The 20786-nt window shown below is 73.5% G+C and carries 19 protein-coding genes; 11 read left to right on the forward strand and 8 right to left on the reverse strand.

All coding sequences use genetic code 11. From position 1 onward, the window contains the following. Window positions 1–82: 82 nt before the first annotated feature. Entirely contained in the window at window positions 83–988 is a 906-nt protein-coding gene (locus AB0D46_RS30220; RefSeq protein WP_362882143.1) for an A/G-specific adenine glycosylase, read from the reverse strand. A 29-nt stretch (window positions 989–1017) separates the two neighbouring features. Further along, window positions 1018–1623, reverse strand: coding sequence for a phosphatase PAP2 family protein (locus AB0D46_RS30225; RefSeq protein WP_362882145.1), 606 nt, complete (start codon window positions 1621–1623; stop codon window positions 1018–1020). Between the two features lie 223 nt (window positions 1624–1846). Here AB0D46_RS30225 and AB0D46_RS30230 point away from each other — a divergent pair, with 223 nt between their 5' ends. Beyond that, a complete protein-coding gene (locus AB0D46_RS30230; RefSeq protein ID WP_362882147.1) occupies window positions 1847–2611 on the forward strand; it encodes a hypothetical protein in 765 nt (254 codons plus the stop codon). A 66-nt stretch (window positions 2612–2677) separates the two neighbouring features. Here the strand turns inward: AB0D46_RS30230 and disA are convergent, their stop codons facing one another. Both disA and radA read right to left on the reverse strand, forming a co-directional pair. Further along, complete coding sequence (gene disA, locus AB0D46_RS30235) at window positions 2678–3802, reverse strand: DNA integrity scanning diadenylate cyclase DisA (protein ID WP_362882148.1); 1125 nt, start codon at window positions 3800–3802, stop codon at window positions 2678–2680. Between the two features lie 266 nt (window positions 3803–4068). Then, complete coding sequence (radA, locus tag AB0D46_RS30240; RefSeq protein ID WP_362882150.1) at window positions 4069–5484, reverse strand: DNA repair protein RadA; 1416 nt, start codon at window positions 5482–5484, stop codon at window positions 4069–4071. A gap of 478 nt (window positions 5485–5962) precedes the next feature. Here radA and AB0D46_RS30245 point away from each other — a divergent pair, with 478 nt between their 5' ends. Continuing rightward, entirely contained in the window at window positions 5963–7588 is a 1626-nt protein-coding gene (locus tag AB0D46_RS30245; RefSeq protein WP_362882179.1) for a hypothetical protein, read from the forward strand. A gap of 74 nt (window positions 7589–7662) precedes the next feature. Here AB0D46_RS30245 and AB0D46_RS30250 read toward each other — a convergent pair whose 3' ends face one another. Then, on the reverse strand, window positions 7663–8463 hold the full coding sequence (locus tag AB0D46_RS30250; protein WP_362882152.1) for a hypothetical protein: 801 nt from the start codon (window positions 8461–8463) through the stop codon (window positions 7663–7665). A 62-nt stretch (window positions 8464–8525) separates the two neighbouring features. Between AB0D46_RS30250 and AB0D46_RS30255 the strand changes: the two genes are divergently transcribed. The 4 genes from AB0D46_RS30255 to ilvD all read left to right on the forward strand — a co-directional run bounded on the left by AB0D46_RS30255 (window position 8526) and on the right by ilvD (window position 13056). Next, window positions 8526–9452 carry a Ppx/GppA phosphatase family protein gene (locus AB0D46_RS30255; RefSeq protein ID WP_362882154.1) on the forward strand — a complete coding sequence of 309 codons (927 nt, stop codon included), beginning with the start codon at window positions 8526–8528 and terminating at the stop codon, window positions 9450–9452. Between the two features lie 202 nt (window positions 9453–9654). After that, a complete protein-coding gene (locus AB0D46_RS30260; protein WP_362882156.1) occupies window positions 9655–10464 on the forward strand; it encodes a sugar phosphate isomerase/epimerase in 810 nt (269 codons plus the stop codon). After that, window positions 10461–11078, forward strand: coding sequence for a TetR family transcriptional regulator (locus tag AB0D46_RS30265; protein ID WP_362882158.1), 618 nt, complete (start codon window positions 10461–10463; stop codon window positions 11076–11078). Before AB0D46_RS30260 ends, AB0D46_RS30265 begins: the two co-directional genes overlap by 4 nt. A 127-nt stretch (window positions 11079–11205) precedes the next feature. Beyond that, window positions 11206–13056 carry a dihydroxy-acid dehydratase gene (ilvD, locus tag AB0D46_RS30270; RefSeq protein ID WP_362882160.1) on the forward strand — a complete coding sequence of 617 codons (1851 nt, stop codon included), beginning with the start codon at window positions 11206–11208 and terminating at the stop codon, window positions 13054–13056. Window positions 13057–13087: 31 nt separating this feature from the next. On the opposite strand, the gene AB0D46_RS30275 is transcribed toward ilvD, so the two are convergent. Further along, on the reverse strand, window positions 13088–15232 hold the full coding sequence (locus tag AB0D46_RS30275) for a serine/threonine-protein kinase (RefSeq protein WP_362882162.1): 2145 nt from the start codon (window positions 15230–15232) through the stop codon (window positions 13088–13090). A 106-nt stretch (window positions 15233–15338) separates the two neighbouring features. Between AB0D46_RS30275 and AB0D46_RS30280 the strand changes: the two genes are divergently transcribed. The 5 genes from AB0D46_RS30280 (at window position 15339) to proC (ending at window position 18984) form a co-directional block, all read left to right on the forward strand. Continuing rightward, the gene (locus AB0D46_RS30280; protein ID WP_362882164.1) at window positions 15339–15641 is read left to right on the forward strand and encodes a peptidase; all 303 of its coding nucleotides are present in this window, start codon (window positions 15339–15341) and stop codon (window positions 15639–15641) included. Between the two features lie 305 nt (window positions 15642–15946). Continuing rightward, entirely contained in the window at window positions 15947–16396 is a 450-nt protein-coding gene (locus tag AB0D46_RS30285; protein ID WP_362882181.1) for a hypothetical protein, read from the forward strand. 82 nt (window positions 16397–16478) lie between these two features. Further along, window positions 16479–17336 (forward strand): ABC transporter ATP-binding protein, encoded by an 858-nt coding sequence (locus tag AB0D46_RS30290; protein ID WP_362882166.1) that lies wholly within the window; start codon window positions 16479–16481, stop codon window positions 17334–17336. Continuing rightward, complete coding sequence (locus tag AB0D46_RS30295) at window positions 17333–18070, forward strand: ABC transporter permease (RefSeq protein ID WP_362882167.1); 738 nt, start codon at window positions 17333–17335, stop codon at window positions 18068–18070. Before AB0D46_RS30290 ends, AB0D46_RS30295 begins: the two co-directional genes overlap by 4 nt. Before the next feature lie 104 nt (window positions 18071–18174). Further along, window positions 18175–18984 carry a pyrroline-5-carboxylate reductase gene (proC, locus tag AB0D46_RS30300; RefSeq protein WP_362882169.1) on the forward strand — a complete coding sequence of 270 codons (810 nt, stop codon included), beginning with the start codon at window positions 18175–18177 and terminating at the stop codon, window positions 18982–18984. A gap of 35 nt (window positions 18985–19019) precedes the next feature. On the opposite strand, the gene trpS is transcribed toward proC, so the two are convergent. Together trpS and AB0D46_RS30310 are read right to left on the reverse strand one after the other, a co-directional pair. Then, window positions 19020–20018 (reverse strand): tryptophan--tRNA ligase, encoded by a 999-nt coding sequence (trpS, locus tag AB0D46_RS30305; protein ID WP_362882171.1) that lies wholly within the window; start codon window positions 20016–20018, stop codon window positions 19020–19022. Between the two features lie 480 nt (window positions 20019–20498). Beyond that, window positions 20499–20786, reverse strand: a 288-nt coding sequence (locus AB0D46_RS30310; protein ID WP_362882173.1) for a hypothetical protein, incomplete at its 5' end; no start/stop codon positions are given.

Here is a 20786-nt window from a genome sequence, read left to right on the forward strand (position 1 = left end):
TTGAGCTGCGGTTTCCCGGCCCGAAGCGGAATGGTTGAGTCAGCTACGAGCCGGGTTCGAGGGGTGCGCGACCGTCGCGGATTCAGCCCTGCGGCAACCGGTACATGCCCTGCGCGAGCGGTTCCACCAGTCCGTCGGAGACCAGCCCGTCCAGCGCCCGGGCCCGCTGCACCGGTTCGTCCCAGACGGTGTCGAGGACCGCTTGCGGAACCGCGCCGACCGCCTCGCGCAGGACCGCCAGCAGCTTGCCGCGCACCTGTCGGTCGGTGCCGGCGTACGTCTGCCCGCGGCGCGGCGGACCGTCGTGCGCGGGCTTCCCGGCGAGCCGCCACGCGCACAGGCCCGCCACCGGGCAGCGGACGCAGTCCGGGCTCCTGGCGGTGCACACCAGGGCGCCCAGCTCCATGGAGGCGGCCGCCCAGCGGGCCGCCGTCCCCTCGTCCGGGGGCAGCAGGGCGCGGGCGAGGCGGCGTTCGGCGGCGGTGGTGGCGTTCGGCGGATATTCGACCCCGGTAGCGGTGCGGGCGAACACCCGGCGCACGTTGGTGTCCAGCACCGCGTGCCGCTGCCCGTACGCGAAGGAGGCCACGGCGGCGGCCGTGTACTCGCCGATTCCGGGCAGCGCCAGCAACTGCCCGTGCTCGCGCGGTACGTCGCCGCCGTGCCGTTCCGTTATCGCGACGGCCGCGCCGTGCAGGCGCAGGGCGCGGCGGGGGTAGCCGAGCCGCCCCCAGGCGCGGACGGCCTCGCCGGGGGCCTCGGCGGCCAGCGCGGCCGGCCGGGGCCACCGGGCGAGCCACTGCTCGTACACCGGCAGGACCCGGCTGACGGGGGTCTGCTGGAGCATGAACTCGCTGACCATGACCCCCCAGGGGCCGGCTTCGGGCCGGCGCCAGGGCAGGTCGCGGGCGTGCTCGTCGAACCACGCGATGACGGGGGAGTGCAGCGCGTGGGCGACGTCGGGGGAAGGAGTGGTGGATGCAGTCATGGCAGACGGCATCCTGGCACGTTTCGGGCTCAGCGCGTCGGGCCCGGACCGGTGAACCAGACGGCCACGGGGGCTCGGCTCGCCCGTACGGCGGCCACGATCCGACTCATCACACCGGCCAGGGCGACCATCAGCAGGGCGCCGAGGGAGACCCCCAGCAGCAGACCCATCGCCACGTCGTGCGGATAGTGCACCCCGACGAAGACCCGGGAGAAGGCCATCAGCGCGGCCAGCGGCAGCGTCCACACGGCCAACCGGCGCGCGGCCATGGCCAGGCCGACGGCGGCGCCGCCCGCGATGGCGGAGTGGTTGCTGGGGAAGGACCAGTCGCCGTACGCCGGGCAGGCGATCAGTGAGGCGGCCGCCCCGGCGACGGCGCGGCAGGGCCGTTCCTCGTCGACGGTCGACTTCACCGTCTCGGAGACGACGTAGGTGAGGGCGGTGACGAGCGGCGCCAGGACGGCGAGGGCCACGGCCCGGTCGTCGTGCCCGCGCGAGCGCCACCAGACGGCTATGAAGAGCACACCGAAGAGCAGGAGCCCGTATTTGGTCTCGGCCTCGAACGCCGACTGCACCCAGGGGGGCGTGTCTCGGGCCAAGTCGGTGATGTCGCGATAGAGGTCGGAACTGTCCATGGTCACAGACCGTACTCAAGGCCGGATCATGGCCGCATCAGACCCTTGGCCGGAACTTTGCGATCCGCTCTGCTCCCGCAGGCTGATCATCGGCAAAACCTGCCGGTTGTGCGGCATGGGGGGCACTGATCGCGGCGGGAGTTCTCGTAAGGTTCGGTGCGTGGGATCTATGCGCAATCCGGTCGGGCCGCTCCCCTCTTCCATCTACTGGCGACGGAGGGCCGTGTTGGCGTCCGTTGTGGCGCTCCTCGCCCTCCTCGCCGTATGGACCGTCAGTTCCGGCGCGGGCAAATCGAGTACGAACGGCAAGGGCGGGGACGGCTCCGGCCCGCAGGGCACGATCACGGCGGGTCCGTCCCCGTCGGGGCCGGCGATCAGTCAGGCCCCGGGCGGCCGGGTCGAGTCGAGCGGCGGCGGCGGAACGGGCTCCGGCGCCGACGGCGGCGCGGGCAGCGCCGGCAAGAACGGCGAGCCCGGGGGCGGCAACGGCTCGGGCGGCGGCGCCGGTTCGGCCGGCGCGGCCGGCTCCGCGGGCTCGGGCGGCGGCGCCGGCGCGGCGCAGGTGCCGGCGGACTCCCCCCTGCCCACGTGCCCCGCCGGTGCGCTGCGGTGGGAGGTCAAGAGCGTCAAGAACGAGTACGAGCCGAACGAGAAGCCCCGTCTCGAACTGCTCGTCCGCAACACCTCCGGCAGCACCTGCAAGGTCGGACTCGGCCCGAAGCAGGCGGTCCTGACGGTCACCCAGTCCACCGGCGCCAAGGTCGTCTGGTCCTCCGGCGACTGTCCGACGGGCGCCGCCGAGGTGTTCTTCCGGGTGCCGGCGCAGGGCGAGACGAAGCAGTCCCTGGAATGGGACCGCACGTTCAGCGCCGCGGACCAGTGCCAGACACCGCCGCCGGGCACCGCGGCCCCCGGCACCTACGCGGTCGAGGTCAAGGCCCCGGGCATGCCGGTGGCGCAGGCGTCCTTCGTCCTGAAGCAGGACTGAGGCTCCGGCGGCGACGCCGGGGGCGTCCGGGCAGCCGGGCGCCCGGGGCGCCGGGACCGTCCGGGGTCAGACGTAGCGTTCGAGGATGGAGGACTCCGCGAGGCGCGACAGGCCCTCGCGGACGCTCCGGGCGCGGGCCTCGCCGACGCCGTCCACCGTCTGGAGGTCGTCGACGCTCGCCGCGAGCAGCTTCTGCAGTCCGCCGAAGTGCTCCACCAGCCGCTCGATGATCGCCCCCGGCAGCCGCGGCACCTTCGCCAGCAGCCGGTACCCGCGCGGCGAGACCGCCGAGTCCAGGGTCTCGGGGGAGCCCGTGTAGCCGAGGGCCCGCGCCACGATCGCCAGTTCCAGCAGCTCCGGGTGCGTCAGCGCGTCCAGCGCGGGGAGCGCCTCCTCCACCGTGCGGGAACGCTTCGCCGTCGGCTCCGGGACGTAGTCGCGGATCACCAGCTCCCGCTCCTGCTCGATGCCGACCGTCAGCTCGTCCAGCTGGAGCGACAGCAGTCGCCCGTCCGTGCCCAGTTCGATCACGTACTCGGCGATTTCGGTCGCGATCCGGCGGACCATTTCCAGCCGCTGGGCGACCGCGGTCACGTCGCGGACCGTCACCAGGTCCTCGATCTCCAGCGCGGACAGCGTTCCGGCGACCTCGTCGAGGCGCAGTTTGTACCGTTCCAGCGTGGCCAGGGCCTGGTTCGCCCGCGACAGGATCGCCCCGGACTCCTCCAGGACGCGGCGCTCGCCGTCCACGTACAGCGCGATCAGCCGCATCGACTGCGACACCGACACGACGGGGAAGCCGCACTGCTTGGACACGCGGTCCGCCGTGCGGTGCCGGGTGCCGGTCTCCTCGGTGTGGATCGACGCGTCCGGCACCAGCTGCACGCCGGCCCGCAGGATCTTCGTGATGTCCTTGTCCAGGATGAGCGCGCCGTCGAGCTTGCACAGCTCGCGCAGCCGCGTCGCGGTGAACTCCACGTCCAGCACGAAACCGCCGGTGCACATCGCTTCGACGGACTTGTCCATGCCGAGGACGATGAGCCCGCCCGTGTTGCCGCGGACGATCCGCTCCAGGCCGTCACGCAAGGGCTGACCAGGTGCGACCGCGCTCAGCGAGGCGCGCATCATGGCCTCCTGCTTGGAGCTCGCGCCCGACTTGCCGGATGCTGCTGCCCCGTCCTTGGCTGCCACTGCACTCCTCCGGTCGCGGGTCGTACCGCCCCGCGCCACGGGCACGAGGGCGTGCGTACGGCCGGGCGGACCAGCGCAAAGTCTACCGGCGCGGGCTGTGCCCCCGCCGTTCCTCGGCCGGTACCCGTGCAGCGGACGGTTTCGGGAGGCCCCTGACCTGCTGCCCCGCCGGTTGGTGGACCCTTCGATTCCGCTCCGGGCCGGGCTCCGGGGACGTCGGCCGGCGCGGCCTGCGCCCGTCGGCGTGGCTCTCCCCGCGCCGTCCGCTACTCCGCCGCGCGCTCCTTGGCCGGCGTACGGGAACGGCCGCGCGGCAGCGCCCGCAGCGCCTCGCCCATGTCCGCGACCTCCGTCACCTTCATGCCCGCCGGAACCTTGCCCGGGTCCGCCGGCACCAGCGCGTGCGTGAAGCCCAGCCGGTGCGCCTCCGCGAGCCGCCGCTGCACGCCGGTCACCCGCCGCACCTCACCGGCGAGGCCCACCTCGCCGATCGCCACCAGGTTCTTCGGCAGCGGCACGTCACTGGCCGCCGAGGCCAGCGCCAGCGCGATCGCCAGGTCCGCGGCCGGCTCGGTCAGCTTCACCCCGCCGACGGTCGCGCTGTAGATGTCCCGCTTGCCCAGCGCCGTGATCCGGCCGCGCTGCTCCAGCACCGCCAGCATCATCGAGACGCGCGAGGTCTCCAGCCCGGACGTGGTCCGACGGGGCGAGGGGATCTGCGAGTCCACGGTCAGCGCCTGCACCTCGGCGACCAGCGGGCGCTTGCCCTCCAGGGTCACCGTCAGACAGGTCCCGGGCACCGCCTCGGCGCGCCGGGTCAGGAAGAGGCCGCTCGGGTCGGCGAGCCCGGTGATCCCCTCGTCGTGCAGCTCGAAGCAACCGACCTCGTCGGTGGCCCCGTACCGGTTCTTCACGCCGCGCACCAGGCGCAGCCGCGCGTGCCGGTCGCCCTCGAAGCTCAGCACCACGTCCACCAGGTGCTCCAGCAGGCGGGGGCCCGCGATGGCCCCGTCCTTGGTGACGTGGCCGACGAGGATCGTGGACATGCCCCGCTCCTTGGAGGCCCGGATCAGCGCCCCGGCCACCTCGCGCACCTGGGCCATGCCGCCGGGCGCGCCGTCGATCTCGGGGGAGGCGATGGTCTGTACGGAGTCCAGGACCAGCAGGGCCGGCTTCACGGCGTCGAGGTGGCCCAGCACCGCGGACAGGTCGGTCTCGGCGGCGAGGTAGAGGTGGTCACTGAGGGCGTTGATCCGGTCGGCCCGCAGCCGCACCTGGCTCGCCGACTCCTCGCCGGTGACGTACAGGGTGCGGTGGTCGCCGTTGGCGGCCTTGGCCGCGACGTCGAGCAGCAGCGTCGACTTGCCGACGCCCGGCTCCCCGGCCAGCAGGACGACGGCCCCGGGGACGAGGCCGCCGCCGAGGACGCGGTCCAGCTCGTCGACGCCGGTGCTGCGGGCCGTCGCCGTCCGTCCGTCGACCTGGCCGATCGGCAGCGCGGGCGCGGACACCCGCCCGGCCGCGGTGGTCCGCACGGCGGGGGCGCCGCCCATCTCCTCGACCGTCCCCCAGGCCTGGCACTCCGGGCAGCGCCCGAGCCATTTCGCGGTCGTGTAGCCGCACTCGGTGCAGCGGTAGGACGGCCGGTCCTTGGCGGATGAACGAGCGGTGCGGGCAGCCATGGGCCCACGGTAGCGGCCGGCACCGACAACGTTGGACGGAGCCGGTCGTCAGGGAGGCTGTCAGCGAGGCTGTCAGCGCGGTGGCGATCTGTTCACCCGTAAGGACTAAAACTGCTGAAGGCTTCCGGGCCGTCACCGGCGCGCCGCCTACGGTCGCCAGGTGAACAGCAGCGACCAGCGACATCCCGTACCGCGCACCGGCGCACACCGGGCGCACGGGCGCACACCCACCGCGGGACCGACGGGGAGCGCGCCCGCCCCTGCCGACGGCGCTGCCGAGGGGGCCGCGTGGCCCGAGGGGACGGGGCCCGGACGGACGGCTGCCGGGCGGCCGGGCGCGGCCGGCGCCCCGGACGCGGCCGGCGCCCCGGACGCGGCCGGCGCCCCGGACGCCGCCGGCGAGCAGCCGAACCCGCCGACCCCCGCGCCCTCACCGCCGCAGCCGAACCAGCCGCCGCCCTTCCGGCACGAGCCCTACCTGGACGGCCTGTTCACGTACTGCCTGTCGGTGCTGTGCGACCACGACGCCGCCACCGACGTACTCGGTGACGTCCTCGCCGTCGCCGAACGGCACCCCGGGCGCTGCCCCGACGAGGGGGAACGGCGGGCCTGGCTGTACGCCCTCGCCCGTTGGGCCTGCCTGCGCCGGCTCGCCGAGCAGCGGCGCGCGCGCCAAGGGGCGCACTGCGCCCGGCGTGCGCCGGAGCATGGGCATCCCGACCGTGCGCCGGAGGAGCGCCGCGGGCTCGACGTCAGCGCCTACCGCCGTACGGAACTGGCCCGGCTCGCCTGGCCCGAAGCCGCCGGCACCACCCCCGAGCAGCGCGAGGCCCTCGAACTCGCCGTCCGCCACCGCCTCGGCGTCCCCGAGCTCGCCTCCGTCCTCGGCACCGCCCCCGCGGCCGCCCGGGAACTGTTGTCCGGGGCCGCCTGCGAGGTGGAACGCACCCGCGCCGCGCTCGCCGTCGTCGAGACCGGCAACTGCCCGGTCGTCTCCCGCCTCACCGGCGACGACGGGGACGGGGGCGACGGCAACGTGCTGCTGTCCAGCTCCCTGCGCGCCGAACTCGTCCGCCACGTCGACGACTGCCCGCGCTGTCGCCGCGCCGCCGAACGCGTCGGTGCGGGCGCGCCCTGGCCCGGCACCGGTGGCGTCAACGCCGCGCTCCCGCTCGTTCCGGCCCCCCGCCCCGCCGTCCACGCCGCCATGCTCCGCTCCGGACGCCGCCGCGGCGGTCGCCCCGGCCCGCGCTTCGACCGGACCGGCTTCCCCATGGACCCCAAGGACCGCGCCGCCCGCCGCGACCGGCTCCGGGCCCGCGTCGTGACCACCACCGTCGTCGCGACCGTCGTCGCCGCGCCGGTCATCGCGCTGTGGGCCGCGTACCGGGGTGCGCCCAGCACCGGCGAACCCGTCGGGGGCGAGGGCACCCGGATCTCCGCCGGCGAGTCCGACATCCCGCCGCCGTACGCCGACGGCCGCACGCTCACCGCGTACGAGAACACCGGCAACACCGCCTACACCACCGGCGAGCCGGGCTTCGCCCCGGGCGCCGCCGGCCCCGACGTCTCCGTCGAGGTCATCAGCGTCGGCCAGCCCCCGACCCCGGAAGCGGCCGGTCCGGGCAGCCCCGGCCGGCTCACCGCGTCCGCCACCACCCGGGGATCCGTCACCCTGCTCACCCTCACCGCCTCGGGCGGCAGCCCCGTCGACTGGCGGCTCTGGTCGGACGCCCCGTGGCTGCGGGCGAGCCGGACGGCGGGCACGATGCGGCCCGGAGAATCGGTCACCCTGCGGATCACGGTGGACGCCGCCGCCCAACCCGTCGGCGCCTGGAGTGCCCGGGTCGGGGTGGACCCGGCCGGCGCGGTCGTCGCCATCCAGGGCCGGGGCCGCCCGGCCCCCGCCCCGGAGCCCCCGCCGGCGCCCGCCCCGACCCCCACGCCCACCCCGAAGCCGACCCCGACGCCCACGCCCACGCCGACCCCCACGCCGACACCGACCCCGACCCCGACGGATCCGGGCACCCCGACGCCGACGCCGGAACCCTCCTCAGGAGGAACGGTTTCCCCCGACCCGGGCCCGACGCCGGTCGGGGGGTAGGGGGAAGCGGCCCGAACTCCGCGTCGGGCCGCGTCCCGCGTCCGGCCGGTTCCGCGCCCGGCCGGGTTCCCGCGTCAGGCCGGGTCCGCCGGGTGCGGGGCCATCGGCAGTAGGGACGCCAGCCGCGCCTCGCAGAGGGCGACGAGGGCCTCGTACCCCTCCTTGCCCATCAGCTCCGTCAGCTCCGGTCGGTACGACACGTACACCGGGTCGCCCGCGCCGTGCGCCGACGTCGCCGACGTGCACCACCAGTGCAGGTCGTGGCCGCCCGGACCCCAGCCGCGCCGGTCGTACTCGCCGATCGACACCTGGAGGATCCGGGTGTCGTCCGGCCGGTCGATCCAGTCGTACGTGCGCCGGATGGGCAGCTGCCAGCACACGTCCGGCTTCGTCTCCAGCGGCTCCTGGCCGCTCTTGAGCGCCAGGATGTGCAGGGAGCAGCCCGCGCCCGCCGGGAACCCGGGCCGGTTCAGGAAGACGCAGGCGCCGTCCCAGCGGCGGGTCTGCTTCTCCCCGTCGTCGTCGAACTGCGTCCAGCCGCCCTCGCTGCCGACGTCGTGGAACTGCCACACCTCGGGCGTGAGCCGGGCGACGTGCTCCGCGACGCGCTTCTCGTCGTCCTCGTCCGAGAAGTGCGCGCCGAGCGTGCAGCAGCCGTCGGAGGCGCGGCCCGGCTGGATGCCCTGGCAGCCGCTGCCGAAGATGCAGGTCCAGCGCGAGGTCAGCCAGGTCAGATCGCAGCGGAAGACCTGCTCGTCGTCCGCCGGATCGGGGAATTCCACCCAGGCCCGGGGGAAGTCCAGGCCCTTCTCGTCAGGCTCCTTGCCCTTGTCCTTCTTCGAGCGGGTCTTGTTGGCCTTCTTCGTATTTGGCACAAACCCAAGCCTAAGCGCCCCTTACTCCACCCCTACGCGTCCCGCCCAGTAGCGTTTCTCGTATGAGACTCGGTGTCCTTGACGTGGGTTCGAACACGATTCATCTGCTGGTGGTGGACGCGCACCCCGGCGCGCGCCCCCTGCCCGCGCACTCGCACAAGGTGCAGCTGCGGCTGGCGGAGCTCCTCGACGAGCACGGCGCCGTGGGCCCGGAGGGCATCGACCGGCTCGTCACGGTCATCGGCGACGCCGTGCAGGCCGCCGAGGACAAGGGCTGCGAGGACCTGCTGCCCTTCGCGACCAGCGCGGTGCGCGAGGCCACCAACGCGGACGAGGTCCTCGCCCGCGTCCAGGCCGAGACCGGCCTCGACCTGCCCGTCCTCAGCGGCGAGGACGAGGCCCGGCTGACCTTCCTGGCGGTCCGGCGCTGGTTCGGGTGGTCCGCCGGCAAGCTCCTGGTGCTGGACATCGGCGGCGGCTCGCTGGAGATCGCCTTCGGCATCGACGAGGACCCCGACAAGGCCGTCTCCCTCCCCCTCGGCGCCGGCCGGCTCACGTCCGCCTGGCTCCCCGGCGACCCGCCGGACCCGGCGGACGTGAAGGCGCTGCGCAGACACGTCCGGGCCCAGATCGCCCGTACCGTCGGCGAGTTCAGCCGCTCCGGCCTGCCGGACCACGTCGTGGCCACGTCGAAGACCTTCAAGCAGCTGGCCCGCATCGCGGGCGCGGCCCGGGAGGCCGACGGCCTCTACATCCAGCGCGACCTGACCCGGAAGTCGCTGGTCGAATGGGTCCCGCGGCTCGCGTCGATGACCACCCTGGAACGCACGGCCCTCCCGGGCGTCTCCGAAGGCCGCGCCTCCCAACTCCTGGCCGGCGCCCTGGTGGCGGAAGCCACGATGGACCTCTTCGGCGTGGACGAACTGGAAATCTGCCCCTGGGCTCTCCGCGAGGGCGTCATCCTCCGCAGACTGGACCACCTGCCGTAGGGAGTCGGGCGGCGGGGATCCGGGGCGGGCGGAGTGTCCTCGACCCGGATCAGGGAGGTTCGGGGGCTTCCCGCGGACCCCACCGACCCGGACGCGGGGTGCACCGCCCACCCCCGACCCCGTCCACCCCGGTGACCCCCACCCCGAAGCCACCGGCCCCCGCCCCCCGACCCCGGCGGCGGGGGACCCGTAATCTGTCCCCGTGGCAGAACCAGTCCGGATCCCGAAAGTCGCGCTCTCCACGGCCTCCGTCTACCCGGAGTCCACGGCGACCGCCTTCGAGATCGCCGCGCGCCTCGGGTACGACGGCGTCGAGGTCATGGTCTGGACGGACCCGGTCAGTCAGGACGTCGACGCGCTGCGCCGGCTCTCCGACCAGCACCACGTACCGATCCTGGCCATCCACGCCCCCTGCCTGCTGATCACCCAGCGGGTGTGGTCGACCGATCCGTGGATCAAGCTCCAGCGGGCCCGGGCGGCGGCCGAGCGGCTCGGGGCCTCGACCGTGGTCGTGCACCCGCCGTTCCGGTGGCAGCGGCAGTACTCGCGGGAGTTCGTCGGCGGGATCTGGCGGATGGCGGACGAGACGGACGTCCGGTTCGCCGTGGAGAACATGTACCCGTGGCGCTACCGGGACCGCGAGATGCTCGCCTACGCCCCGGAGTGGGACGTCACCAAGGACGACTACCGGCACTTCACCGTCGACCTCTCCCACACCGCGACCGCCCGTACGGACGCCAACGCCATGATCGACCGGATGGGCGACCGGCTCGCCCACATCCACCTCGCCGACGGCAACGGATCGGCGAAGGACGAGCACCTGGTGCCCGGCCGGGGTAGCCAGCCCTGCGCGGAGCTGCTGGCCGGCCTGGCCCGTACGTCCTTCGACGGGCACATCGTCATCGAGGTCAACACGCGGCGGGCGATGTCCTCCGCCGAGCGCGAGGCCGACCTCGCCGAGGCGCTGGCCTTCACCCGGCTGCACCTCGCGGACCCGGCGCGGCGCCGATGAGCGAGCCCGTGAAGCGGCGTCGCGGTCCCGGCCGGCCCCGGCAGGACGAGGTCGGGGACGGTCCCGGTACGCAGGAGGTCATCCGGCTCGCGGCCCGGGAGGTGTTCGCGGAGCGCGGCTACGACAAGACGTCCGTGCGCGGCGTCGCGAAGCTGGCCGGCGTGGACCCGGCGCTGGTGCACCACTACTTCGGCAGCAAGGACGAGCTGTTCGCCGCCGCGATCGAGCTGAGCATGGAGCCCGCCCTGGTCGTCCCGGCGGTGCTGGGCGAGGGCCCGGACGGCATCGGGGAGCGGCTCGCCCGCTACTTCCTCGGCGTCTGGGAGAACCCCGTCACCCGGGCCCCGATGCTCGCGGTCATGCGGTCGGCCCTCACCCACGAGGCGGCGGCGAAGGTCCTGCGCGGGTTGATCCTGCGCCGGGTCCTGGAGCGGGTCGCCGCCGATCTGGACGTGCCCGAGCCCACCTTCCGGGCCGAGCTGGCCGCCTCGCACATGGTCGGGATCGCGATCCTGCGCTACGTCGTCCAGGTCGAGCCGCTGGCGTCGGCGGACCCGGAGGACATCGTGGCCCTCGTGGCCCCGACGCTCCAGCGGTACCTGACCGAAGAATGAGCCGCCCGTCCCGGCATCCGGACGCCCTGTCCGTATCGCGGGCGACAGGCGTAGCCTCGTAACTGTTTCATATCTACAGTCGCGGCCGAGTCCGTCGGGCCGGCCGCACTCATGGGGAGTGAACCCGATGCCCGAGCTGAGGTCCCGCACCGTCACCCACGGCCGCAACATGGCAGGCGCGCGTGCGCTGATGCGCGCGTCGGGCGTAGCGAGCGAGGACATCGGCAAGCCGATCATCGCGGTCGCCAACTCCTTCACCGAGTTCGTCCCGGGCCACACCCACCTGGCGCCCGTCGGTCGGATCGTCTCCGACGCCATCCGCGAGGCCGGTGCGATCCCGCGCGAGTTCAACACCATCGCGGTCGACGACGGCATCGCCATGGGCCACGCCGGAATGCTGTACTCGCTGCCCTCGCGCGACCTGATCGCCGACTCGGTGGAGTACATGGTCGAGGCGCACTGCGCCGACGCGCTGATCTGCATCTCCAACTGCGACAAGATCACCCCCGGCATGCTGATGGCCGCGATGCGCCTCAACATCCCGGTCGTGTTCGTGTCGGGCGGCCCGATGGAGGCCGGCCAGGCCACCCTCGTCGACGGCACCGTCCGCAAGCTCGACCTGATCGACGCCATGGTCGACGCCTCCAACGAGAACGTCTCCGACGAGGACGTCCTGCGCATCGAGGAGAACGCCTGTCCGACGTGCGGTTCGTGTTCGGGCATGTTCACCGCCAACTCGATGAACTGCCTCGCCGAGGCCATCGGCCTGGCCCTCCCGGGCAACGGCTCGGTCCTCGCCACGCACACCGCCCGCCGCGCCCTGTACGAGGACGCCGGCCGCACGGTCGTGGAGATCACCAAGCGCTACTACGAGGGCGACGACGAGTCGGTCCTGCCCCGCAACATCGCCAACCGGCAGGCCTTCGAGAACGCCATGGCCCTCGACATCGCGATGGGCGGCTCCACCAACACGATCCTGCACCTGCTGGCCGCGGCGCAGGAGGCGGGCCTGGAGTACGACCTGACCGACATCGACGAGGTGTCGCGCCGCGTGCCGTGCCTGTCGAAGGTCGCCCCGAACGTGGCGCCCGGCGGCACGTACTACATGGAGGACATCCACCGGGCCGGCGGCATCCCCGCCATCCTGGGCGAGCTGCACCGCGGCGGGCTGCTCAACAAGGACGTCACCTCCGTCCACTCGGACAACCTGGAGGACTGGCTCGCCGAGTGGGACGCCCGCTCCGGCACCGCCTCCGACGTCGCGATGGAGCTGTGGCACGCCGCCCCCGGCTGCAAGCGCTCCGCGACCGCCTTCTCGCAGTCCGAGCGCTGGGAGACCCTCGACCTCGACGCCGAGGGCGGCTGCATCCGCTCGGTCGAGCACGCGTACTCCAAGGACGGCGGCCTCGCCGTCCTGCGCGGCAACATCGCGGCCGACGGCTGCGTCGTGAAGACGGCCGGTGTCGACGAGTCGATCTGGACCTTCGAGGGCCCGGCCGTCGTCTGCGAGTCGCAGGACGAGGCCGTCGACAAGATCCTCCGCAAGGAGATCAAGGCGGGCGACGTCGTCGTCATCCGCTACGAGGGCCCGCGCGGCGGCCCCGGCATGCAGGAGATGCTCTACCCGACGTCCTTCCTCAAGGGCCGCGGCCTCGGCAAGGTCTGCGCGCTCGTCACGGACGGCCGCTTCTCCGGCGGCACCTCGGGCCTGTCCATCGGCCACGCCTCCCCGGAGGCGGCCTCGGGCGGCACCATCGCCGTCGTCGAGGACGGCGACCGGATCCGGATCGACATCCCGAACCGCTCGATCGAACTCCTCGTCGACGACGCCACCCTCGCCGCCCGCCACGAGGCCCTCGGCGGCGTCTACGCCCCGAAGGACCGCGAGCGCACGGTCTCCGCGGCCCTGCGCGCCTACGCCGCGATGGCCACCAGCGCCGACAAGGGCGCGGTCCGCGACGTGTCCCGCCTGGGCTGAGCCCCACCCGCTCCGCACCCCGCCGGGCGCGTCACCACCCGGCGGGGTTCCGCGCGTCCACGGCGAACACGTTCCCGTCGGGCGCGGACGCGAACACCCGCCCGTCGGCGACGACGGGGGCGGGCAGGCCCGAGCTGACGGTGCGCTGCCCGGCGGCCATCCGGGGCTGCGTCTGGCCCGTGATCCGCCCGGCCGCCGCGTCGACCGCCAACAGGCGGCCGTCCGACGCCGTCAGGTAGACCCGACCGTCGACGGGTACGGGCCGGGAGGCGCTCGCCGCCCCGGTCTCCAGCCGCCACAGTTCCCTGGTCGCGTCGACGGCGACCAGCCCGCCCTGCGCCCCGAAGCAGTACACGGTGCCGTCGCCGGCGAGGCCCGCCTCGACTTCGAAGAGCGGCGTCGACAGGTGGACCCGTTGCACGGCGCGGCTCGTCAGGTCCACCCGCACGATGCCGCCCGTGCGGGCTCCCGCGTCGTTGTCGAGCAGGTGGAGCGATCCGCGTGCCGTGCCGACGGGCAGCAGCCTGCCCCCGGTGCGGACCTGCCAGCGCACGGTCCCGTTCCCCGCGTCCACCTCGGCGACCTGCGTCGACCTGCCGTCCGGGTCGGGTGTCGCGGAGTAGAACGCGGCGCTGCCCGGCCCGGTCGCCGGGGCGCCCCACCAGCTGGCTCCCGGCGCGCCGCGCCGGGTCCAGCGCTGTTCGCCGGTCGCCGCGTCGAGGGCGACGAGGCTCCCGTCGACGGCGACGAGGAGTACGTGCTGCCCCGCCGCCACCACCCGGGTACCGCCGGAGAGCCGGTGCTGCCAGCGTTCCGCCCCGCTCGCGGGGTCGAGGGCCTTGAGGCGTTCGCTGCCCGGCGGTTCCACGAGGACCAGCCCCCCGGCGTGCACGGGAGCGGCGGCGGCCGCCGACGACTGCCCCGGCGTACCGGCCGGGACCGACCAGGTGACCGCGCCGTCGGCGGGGTCGAGCCGGGCGGCGGTCAGACCCCGTCCGGAGCAGAAGAGCCCGCCGCCCCCGGCCGAGCAGGCGGCGGTGTGCCCGCCCGGGGACACCGCCCAGGGGGCGAAGGCCTTGCCGGCCGGCGCCGAAGGGGGCGGTACGGGCCGCTCCACGGGCGCGGCCGTGGCTCCGAACCCCAGGTGGACGCCGGCCGCGCCGGCCACGAGCAGCAGCCCGATCCCACCGACCAGCGGCCCGCGCCCCCACCGCCGGGCGGGCGGCAGCTCCGCCGGCGGCTCCGCCGGCGGCTCCGTCGCCGACGGGGGGACCGGGTCGCGGTCGCGCAGGTGCGTGAGCTCGTCCTCGGGCACCGGTCGACGCGGCTGCGGTATGAACGAGTGCGTGTCCTCGGCCGTCCGGCTGGTCACGGTCCGGATCTCGGCGATCAGCGCGTCGGCGGTCGGCCGCTCGTCGGGATCCTTGGCCAGGCAGCGGGCCACGATGGGAACGAGCCGCGCCGGGAGCTGCGTCAGGTCGGGTTCGCTGTGCACCACCTGGTACGCGACCAGGTAGTGGCTGTCGGAGTCGAAGGGTCCCCGCCCGGTCGCCGCGTGCACGAGCACCGCGCCCAGCGCGAACACGTCGGCGGCCGTCCCCACGTCACGGGGCCGCTGGAACTGCTCCGGCGCCATGAACGGCGGCGTCCCGATCAGCTTGCCGGTCTCGGTGTGCAGGTCGCTGTCGGCGGGGCGGGAGATCCCGAAGTCGATGACGCGCACCCCGTCCGGGGCCATCAGGACGTTGCTCGGCTTCAGGTCCCGGTGCACGACCCCGGCCCGGTGGATGTCCCGCAGCGCCTCGGCCAGCCCGGCGGCGAGCCGGGTCAACTCGACGGCGTCCAGCACCCGTTCCCGTACCCGCTCGGACAGCGTCGGGGCGTCGACGAACAGGGTGGCCATCCAGGGCCGCTCGGCATCGGGGTCCGCGTCCACGACGGGAGCGGTGAACGCCCCGCTGACCCGCCGCGCGGCGGCGACCTCCTGCCGGAACCGCGCCCGGAACTCGGGATCCACCGCGTGCTGGGCGTGCACGACCTTGACGGCGAGTTTCAGCCCGGAGCTTGAGGCGGCCAGGTGGACGACGCCCATGCCCCCGGAGCCGAGTACGGATTCGAGCCGGTACTGACCGGCGTACTCCGGAAAACCCGCGTAGTCCGTACGCCGCGACTGCACCGCTCACCACCCCCGCCGGAGCCTAGTCGATGGTCCGTGGGAACATCCAAGGGCTCGTCACCCCGCGCGCGTTGCGCGGGGACACATCCAAGGGGGGATGTTCCACATGTCCGTTGAGAACGATTCAAGCCAGGCACAGGGCCTCACCGCCGCCTCCGGCCTCCCGACGTACCCGCTCGCACCCGGCCACCGCGTCAACGTGCGCAACGGGCCCGGAACCAACTACTCGGTCGTCGAGACCCTGCCGCTCGGCGGGTACGTGACGATCCGCTGCCAGTGCCCCGGAACGACGGTCAGCGGCCCGTACGGCACCACGAACCTGTGGGACTGCATCGGCAACAACCGGTTCGTCTCCGACGCGTACGTGAAGACCGGCACCGACGGCTACGTCGCCGGCCGCTGCGACTGAGCGACGGAGCGACTGGGCGACTGGGCGACGGAGCGACTGGGCGACCGACCGGGCCGACCCGCCCCGGGGTCCGCGCCCCGCGACGCGTCCCGTTCACCCGTCCCGTGAACGTCCCGTCACCCGTTCCGCCACGCGAGACGCCCCCGGCCGGCGCGGCCCGCCGGGGGATAATCGCCGCTGTGAGCGACGACGAGCAGCGAGACCAGCACCAGGAGCCCGGCCAGGGCGGCACCGACGGCGGCACCGACGGTCAGGGGCGGACCACCCCGTCCGCCGAGCCCGCCCCCGGCCCCCGCCCCGAGCCGATCCGGTTCTTCGGGACCACCTGGGTGGACCACGACAACGGCTACGCCGCGCGCCGCGCCGGCGTCGCCGTCGGCGCGCTCGTCGCCGCCGTCGCCGGCGCCTACCTGCTGCGCCTGGCCTACGAGGGCCTGGAAATCGGCAACGTCGGTCCGTTCCTCAGCATCTCCGTCGTCATCCTCTTCGCGATCGCCAGCTCCATCGCCTTCGCCAAGACCTGGGAGTCCTTCGGCCGCCGCGCCGCCCCGTCCTCCGACGAGGCCGCCCTCAAGGGGCTGAAAGCGATCGGTTTCATCGGCTCCCTCATCGCGTACTTCCTGCGCTGCCTGATCGAGGCCCCCGGCGAGAAGCTGCACCGGGCCGAGTACGAGCGTGCCGTCGCCGAGTTCGCACGGCGCCGCAGCTCCCGTACGGGCAACCCCGCCGCCCGCCGCCCCAAGCGCAAGAAGTAGCGGCACCTCCCCACCAGCCCGCCCGAACCCGCGGTGCCCGGCCGATTGACGCCCCGGCACCGCCAGGAGCATTATTCATCACATGATGAATAAACTGCCGGAGGGAACGGTCTCCCTCACCACCGACACCCCCGCCGTCCACGCCCGCGACCTCACCGTCCGCCGCGGCACCGGCCGCACCCCCCGTACCGTCCTCGACGCCCTCGCCTTCGACGTCCCCCGCGGCCGCATCACCGGCCTCCTCGGGCCCTCCGGCTGCGGAAAGTCCACCCTCCTGCGCGCCGTCGTCGGCACCCAGGCCCACGTCACCGGCACCCTCGACGTCCTCGGCCGCCCCGCCGGCCACCCGGACCTCCGCGCCCGGATCGGCTACGTCACCCAGGCGCCCTCCGTCTACGACGACCTCACCGTCCGGCAGAACCTCGACTACTTCGCCGCCGTCCTCGACCCCGGCCGCGCCGCCGCCGGCCGCCGCGCCGAAACCGTCACCCGCGCCATCGCCGACGTCGACCTCACCACCCGCGCCGACGCCCTCGCCGGCAACCTCTCCGGAGGCCAGCGCAGCCGCGTCTCCCTCGCCGTCGCCCTCCTCGGCACCCCCGAACTCCTCGTCCTGGACGAACCCACCGTCGGCCTCGACCCGGTCCTGCGCCGCGACCTGTGGAACCTCTTCCACGACCTCACCGCCCGCCGCGGCGCCACCATCCTCGTCTCCTCCCACGTCATGGACGAGGCCGAGCGCTGCCACGACCTGCTCCTCATGCGCGACGGCCGGATCCTCGCCCAGGACACCCCCGAAGCCCTGCGCACCCGCACCGGCTCCGCCACCGTGGAAGAGGCCTTCCTCCGCCTCGTCGACGAAGCCGCCGCGACGGCCCCCGCCCCCGCGACGGCCCCCGCCCCCGCGACCGCCCCCACCGCCGAAGGAACCCTCCGATGAACGGCGCCCGCACCCTCGCCACCGCCGCCCGCGTCCTGCGTCAGCTCCGCCACGACCCGCGCTCCATCGCCTTGATGCTGCTGGTCCCCGTCCTGATGCTGACCCTGCTGCGCTTCGTCTTCGACGGCAGCCCGCAGACCTTCGACACGACCGGCGCGAGCCTCCTCGGGATCTTCCCCCTCATCACCATGTTCCTGATCACCTCGATCGCCACCCTCCGCGAACGCACCTCCGGCACCCTGGAACGCCTCCTCGCCATGCCCCTCGGCAAGGGCGACCTCATCGCCGGCTACGCCCTCGCCTTCGGCGCCGTCGCCGTCGTCCAGTCCCTCCTCGCCACCGGACTCGCCCTTTGGGCCCTCGACCTCGACGTCATCGGCAGCCCCTGGCTGCTCCTCCTCGTCGCCCTCCTCGACGCGCTCCTCGGCACCGCCCTCGGCCTGTTCGTCTCCGCCTTCGCCGCCTCCGAGTTCCAGGCCGTCCAATTCATGCCGGCAGTCGTCTTCCCGCAGCTGCTCCTGTGCGGACTCTTCGCACCCCGCGAGACCATGCACCCCGTCCTCGAAGGCCTCTCCGACGTCCTGCCCATGTCCTACGCCGTCGACGGCATGACCCAGGTCCTCACCCACACCGACATGACCGCCGACTTCGTCCGTGACGTCCTCGTCGTCGCCGGCTGCGCCCTGCTCGTCCTCGCCCTCGGCGCGGCCACCCTCCGCCGCCGCACCCCGTAACCGGCCCCCACCGCCCACGGACCGGACGCCCACCCGGCGCTCCCGGGCCGGGTGCGAGGATGAGCCCGTACGTCCTTACGTTCGTTCGGCGAGGTGAACCCGGCATGACCCAGACAGTCGCAGTCCTCGGTACCGGCAAGATCGGCGAGGCCCTGCTCAGCGGGATGATCCGCGGCGGCCGACCGGCGGGCAAGCTGCTCGTCACCGCCCGCCGCGCCGAGCGCGCCGAGGAGCTCCGCACCCGCTACGGCGTCGAGGCCGTCAGCAACGCCGAAGCCGCCGAGCGCGCCGACACGCTCATCCTCACCGTCAAGCCGCAGGACATGGGCAAGCTCCTCGAAGAGCTCGCACCGCACCTCCCCGCCGACCGCCTGATCATCAGCGGCGCCGCGGGCATCCCCACCTCCTTCTTCGAGGAGCGGCTCGCCGCCGGCACCCCCGTCGTCCGCGTCATGACGAACACCCCCGCCCTCGTCGACGAGGCCATGTCCGTCATCTCGGCCGGCAGCCACGCCACCGCCGCCCACCTCCAGCACACCGAGGAGATCTTCGGCGGCGTCGGCAAGACCCTGCGCGTCCCGGAGTCCCAGCAGGACGCCGCCACCGCCCTCTCCGGCTCCGGCCCCGCCTACTTCTACTACCTCGTCGAAGCCATGACGGACGCCGGCATCCTGCTCGGGCTGCCCCGCGCCCAGGCCCACGACCTGATCGTGCAGGCCGCCATCGGCGCCGCCGTGATGCTCCGCGACAGCGGCGAGCACCCGGTCAAGCTCCGCGAGGCCGTCACCTCCCCGGCCGGTACGACCATCAACGCCATCGTCGAGCTGGAGAAGCACGGCGTACGGGCGGCGCTGATCGCCGCCCTGGAGGCGGCCCGCGACCGCAGCCGCGAACTCGCCTCCGGCAACAGCTGACCGACCCGCCCCGACGAGAACCCGGGCGTACGGGATCAGGGGGCCAACAGCCCGATGGCCTCGTACGCCCGGTCCACCACCGGCCGCGCCAGCGCCCTCGCCCTCCCCGCCCCCTCGCGCAGGACGCGCTCCACCTCGCCCGGATCCGCGGAGATCTCCGCGTGCCGCTCCCGCAGGGGCCGCAGCAGCTCCACCACGGCGTCGGCGACGTCCCGCTTCAAGGGCCCGTACTGCGCGTACCCCCGCGCGAGCACCTGCGGCTCTTCGCCCGTGCAGGCCGCGAGGACATCGAGGAGGTTCGCCACTCCCGGGCGCGCGGCCCGGTCGTACACCACACCGTCGTCGCCGCTGTCGGTCACGGCCCGCATCACCTTCTTGCGGATCACCGCCGGCTCGTCGAGCAGGTAGACGATCCCCGCACCGCTCCCGTGCGACTTCCCCATCTTCGACGTCGGGTCCTGGAGGTCCATGACCCGCGCCGCCACCTGCGGGTGCGTGGCCCTGGGCACGGTGAAGGTGTGCCCGTACCGCTGGTTGAACCGCACGGCGAGGTCCCGGGTCAGCTCCACGTGCTGCCGCTGGTCCTCACCGACCGGTACCTCGGCGGTGTCGTACGCCAGGATGTCGGCGGCCATCAGCACGGGATAGGTGAGCAACGACAGACGCACGCCCTCCCCGGCGTCCTGCGCCCGCACGGACTTCTCGCGGTACTGGATCATCCGGCGCAGCTCGCCGTCCGAGGCGGTGCACTCCAGGAGGTAGGCGAGCCTGGTGTGCTCGTCCACGTGGCTCTGCACGAACAGCGTGCACTTCTCGGGCCCCAGCCCGGCGGCGAGCAACAGCGTCGCGGCCTGCCTGCTGAGCCGGCGCACCCGCGCCGGATCGTGCTCGACGGTGAGGGCGTGCAGATCGACGACGCAGAACAGCGCGTCATCGGGCTCCTGCTCGGCGGCGACCCACTGCCGCACGGCCCCCAGGTAGTTCCCCAGGGTCAGGTGTCCGGTCGGCTTGACCCCGCTGAAGATCCTCGTCATGTCCCGCTCTCCCTCTGTGGCTGGTGTGGTGACCGCCGCGCCGGGCGACCGAGCCACTCCCGGGAGGGAGAAACAGAAACGGCCGCCGTGGCGGCGGCCGTGAACGCATGTGTGCTCGCGTGGAAGGTCGGCCGCCGTCAGGCGGCCCACCAGCAGAGGCTGGGCGTGAGCGCATGCGTAGTCATGGGAGCCACCGTAGCCCCGCGGCCCCCGCGACGCCGGAACTTTCCGCCGCCGGTCCACCGGTGTTCACATCCGGTCAGCCGGGGGTTGACACACCAGTGCCGGATCCGTAAGGTCCTTCGAGTTGTCCGAAGTGAGCGCCGACCCCGGTCGGTCCCCGGACAGCCATCCCGTACTACACATTCGAACGAACGACTCAAGCTGTCGTCTCGTTTTCATGCGTATTTGCGAATGAGGAATCCGCGTCCCAGGGCGCAGCCGCCGATTGGCTTCGGGGGCAGGGAATCCGCTACTGTCTCACTCGTCGGAAGGGCCCAACAGCCCGGAGGACAAACCCCGCTGACTGGGAGTCAGGCCCGAAAGGATCTGATAGAGTCGGAATCGCCGGAAAGGGAAAGTGCGAAAGCGCAGGACCTGGAAAGCGCCGAAAAAATCGGGCCCGAGAGAGTCTGATAGAGTCGGAAACGCAAGAACAGAACAACACAGAACGAAGCCCGGAGGAAAGCCCGAGAGGGTGAGTACAAAGGAAGCGTCCGTTCCTTGAGAACTCAACAGCGTGCCAAAAATCAACGCCAAAAGTTGATA

The sequence above is a fragment of the Streptomyces sp. NPDC048383 genome, assembly GCF_040651775.1.
GTDB lineage: Bacteria > Actinomycetota > Actinomycetes > Streptomycetales > Streptomycetaceae > Streptomyces.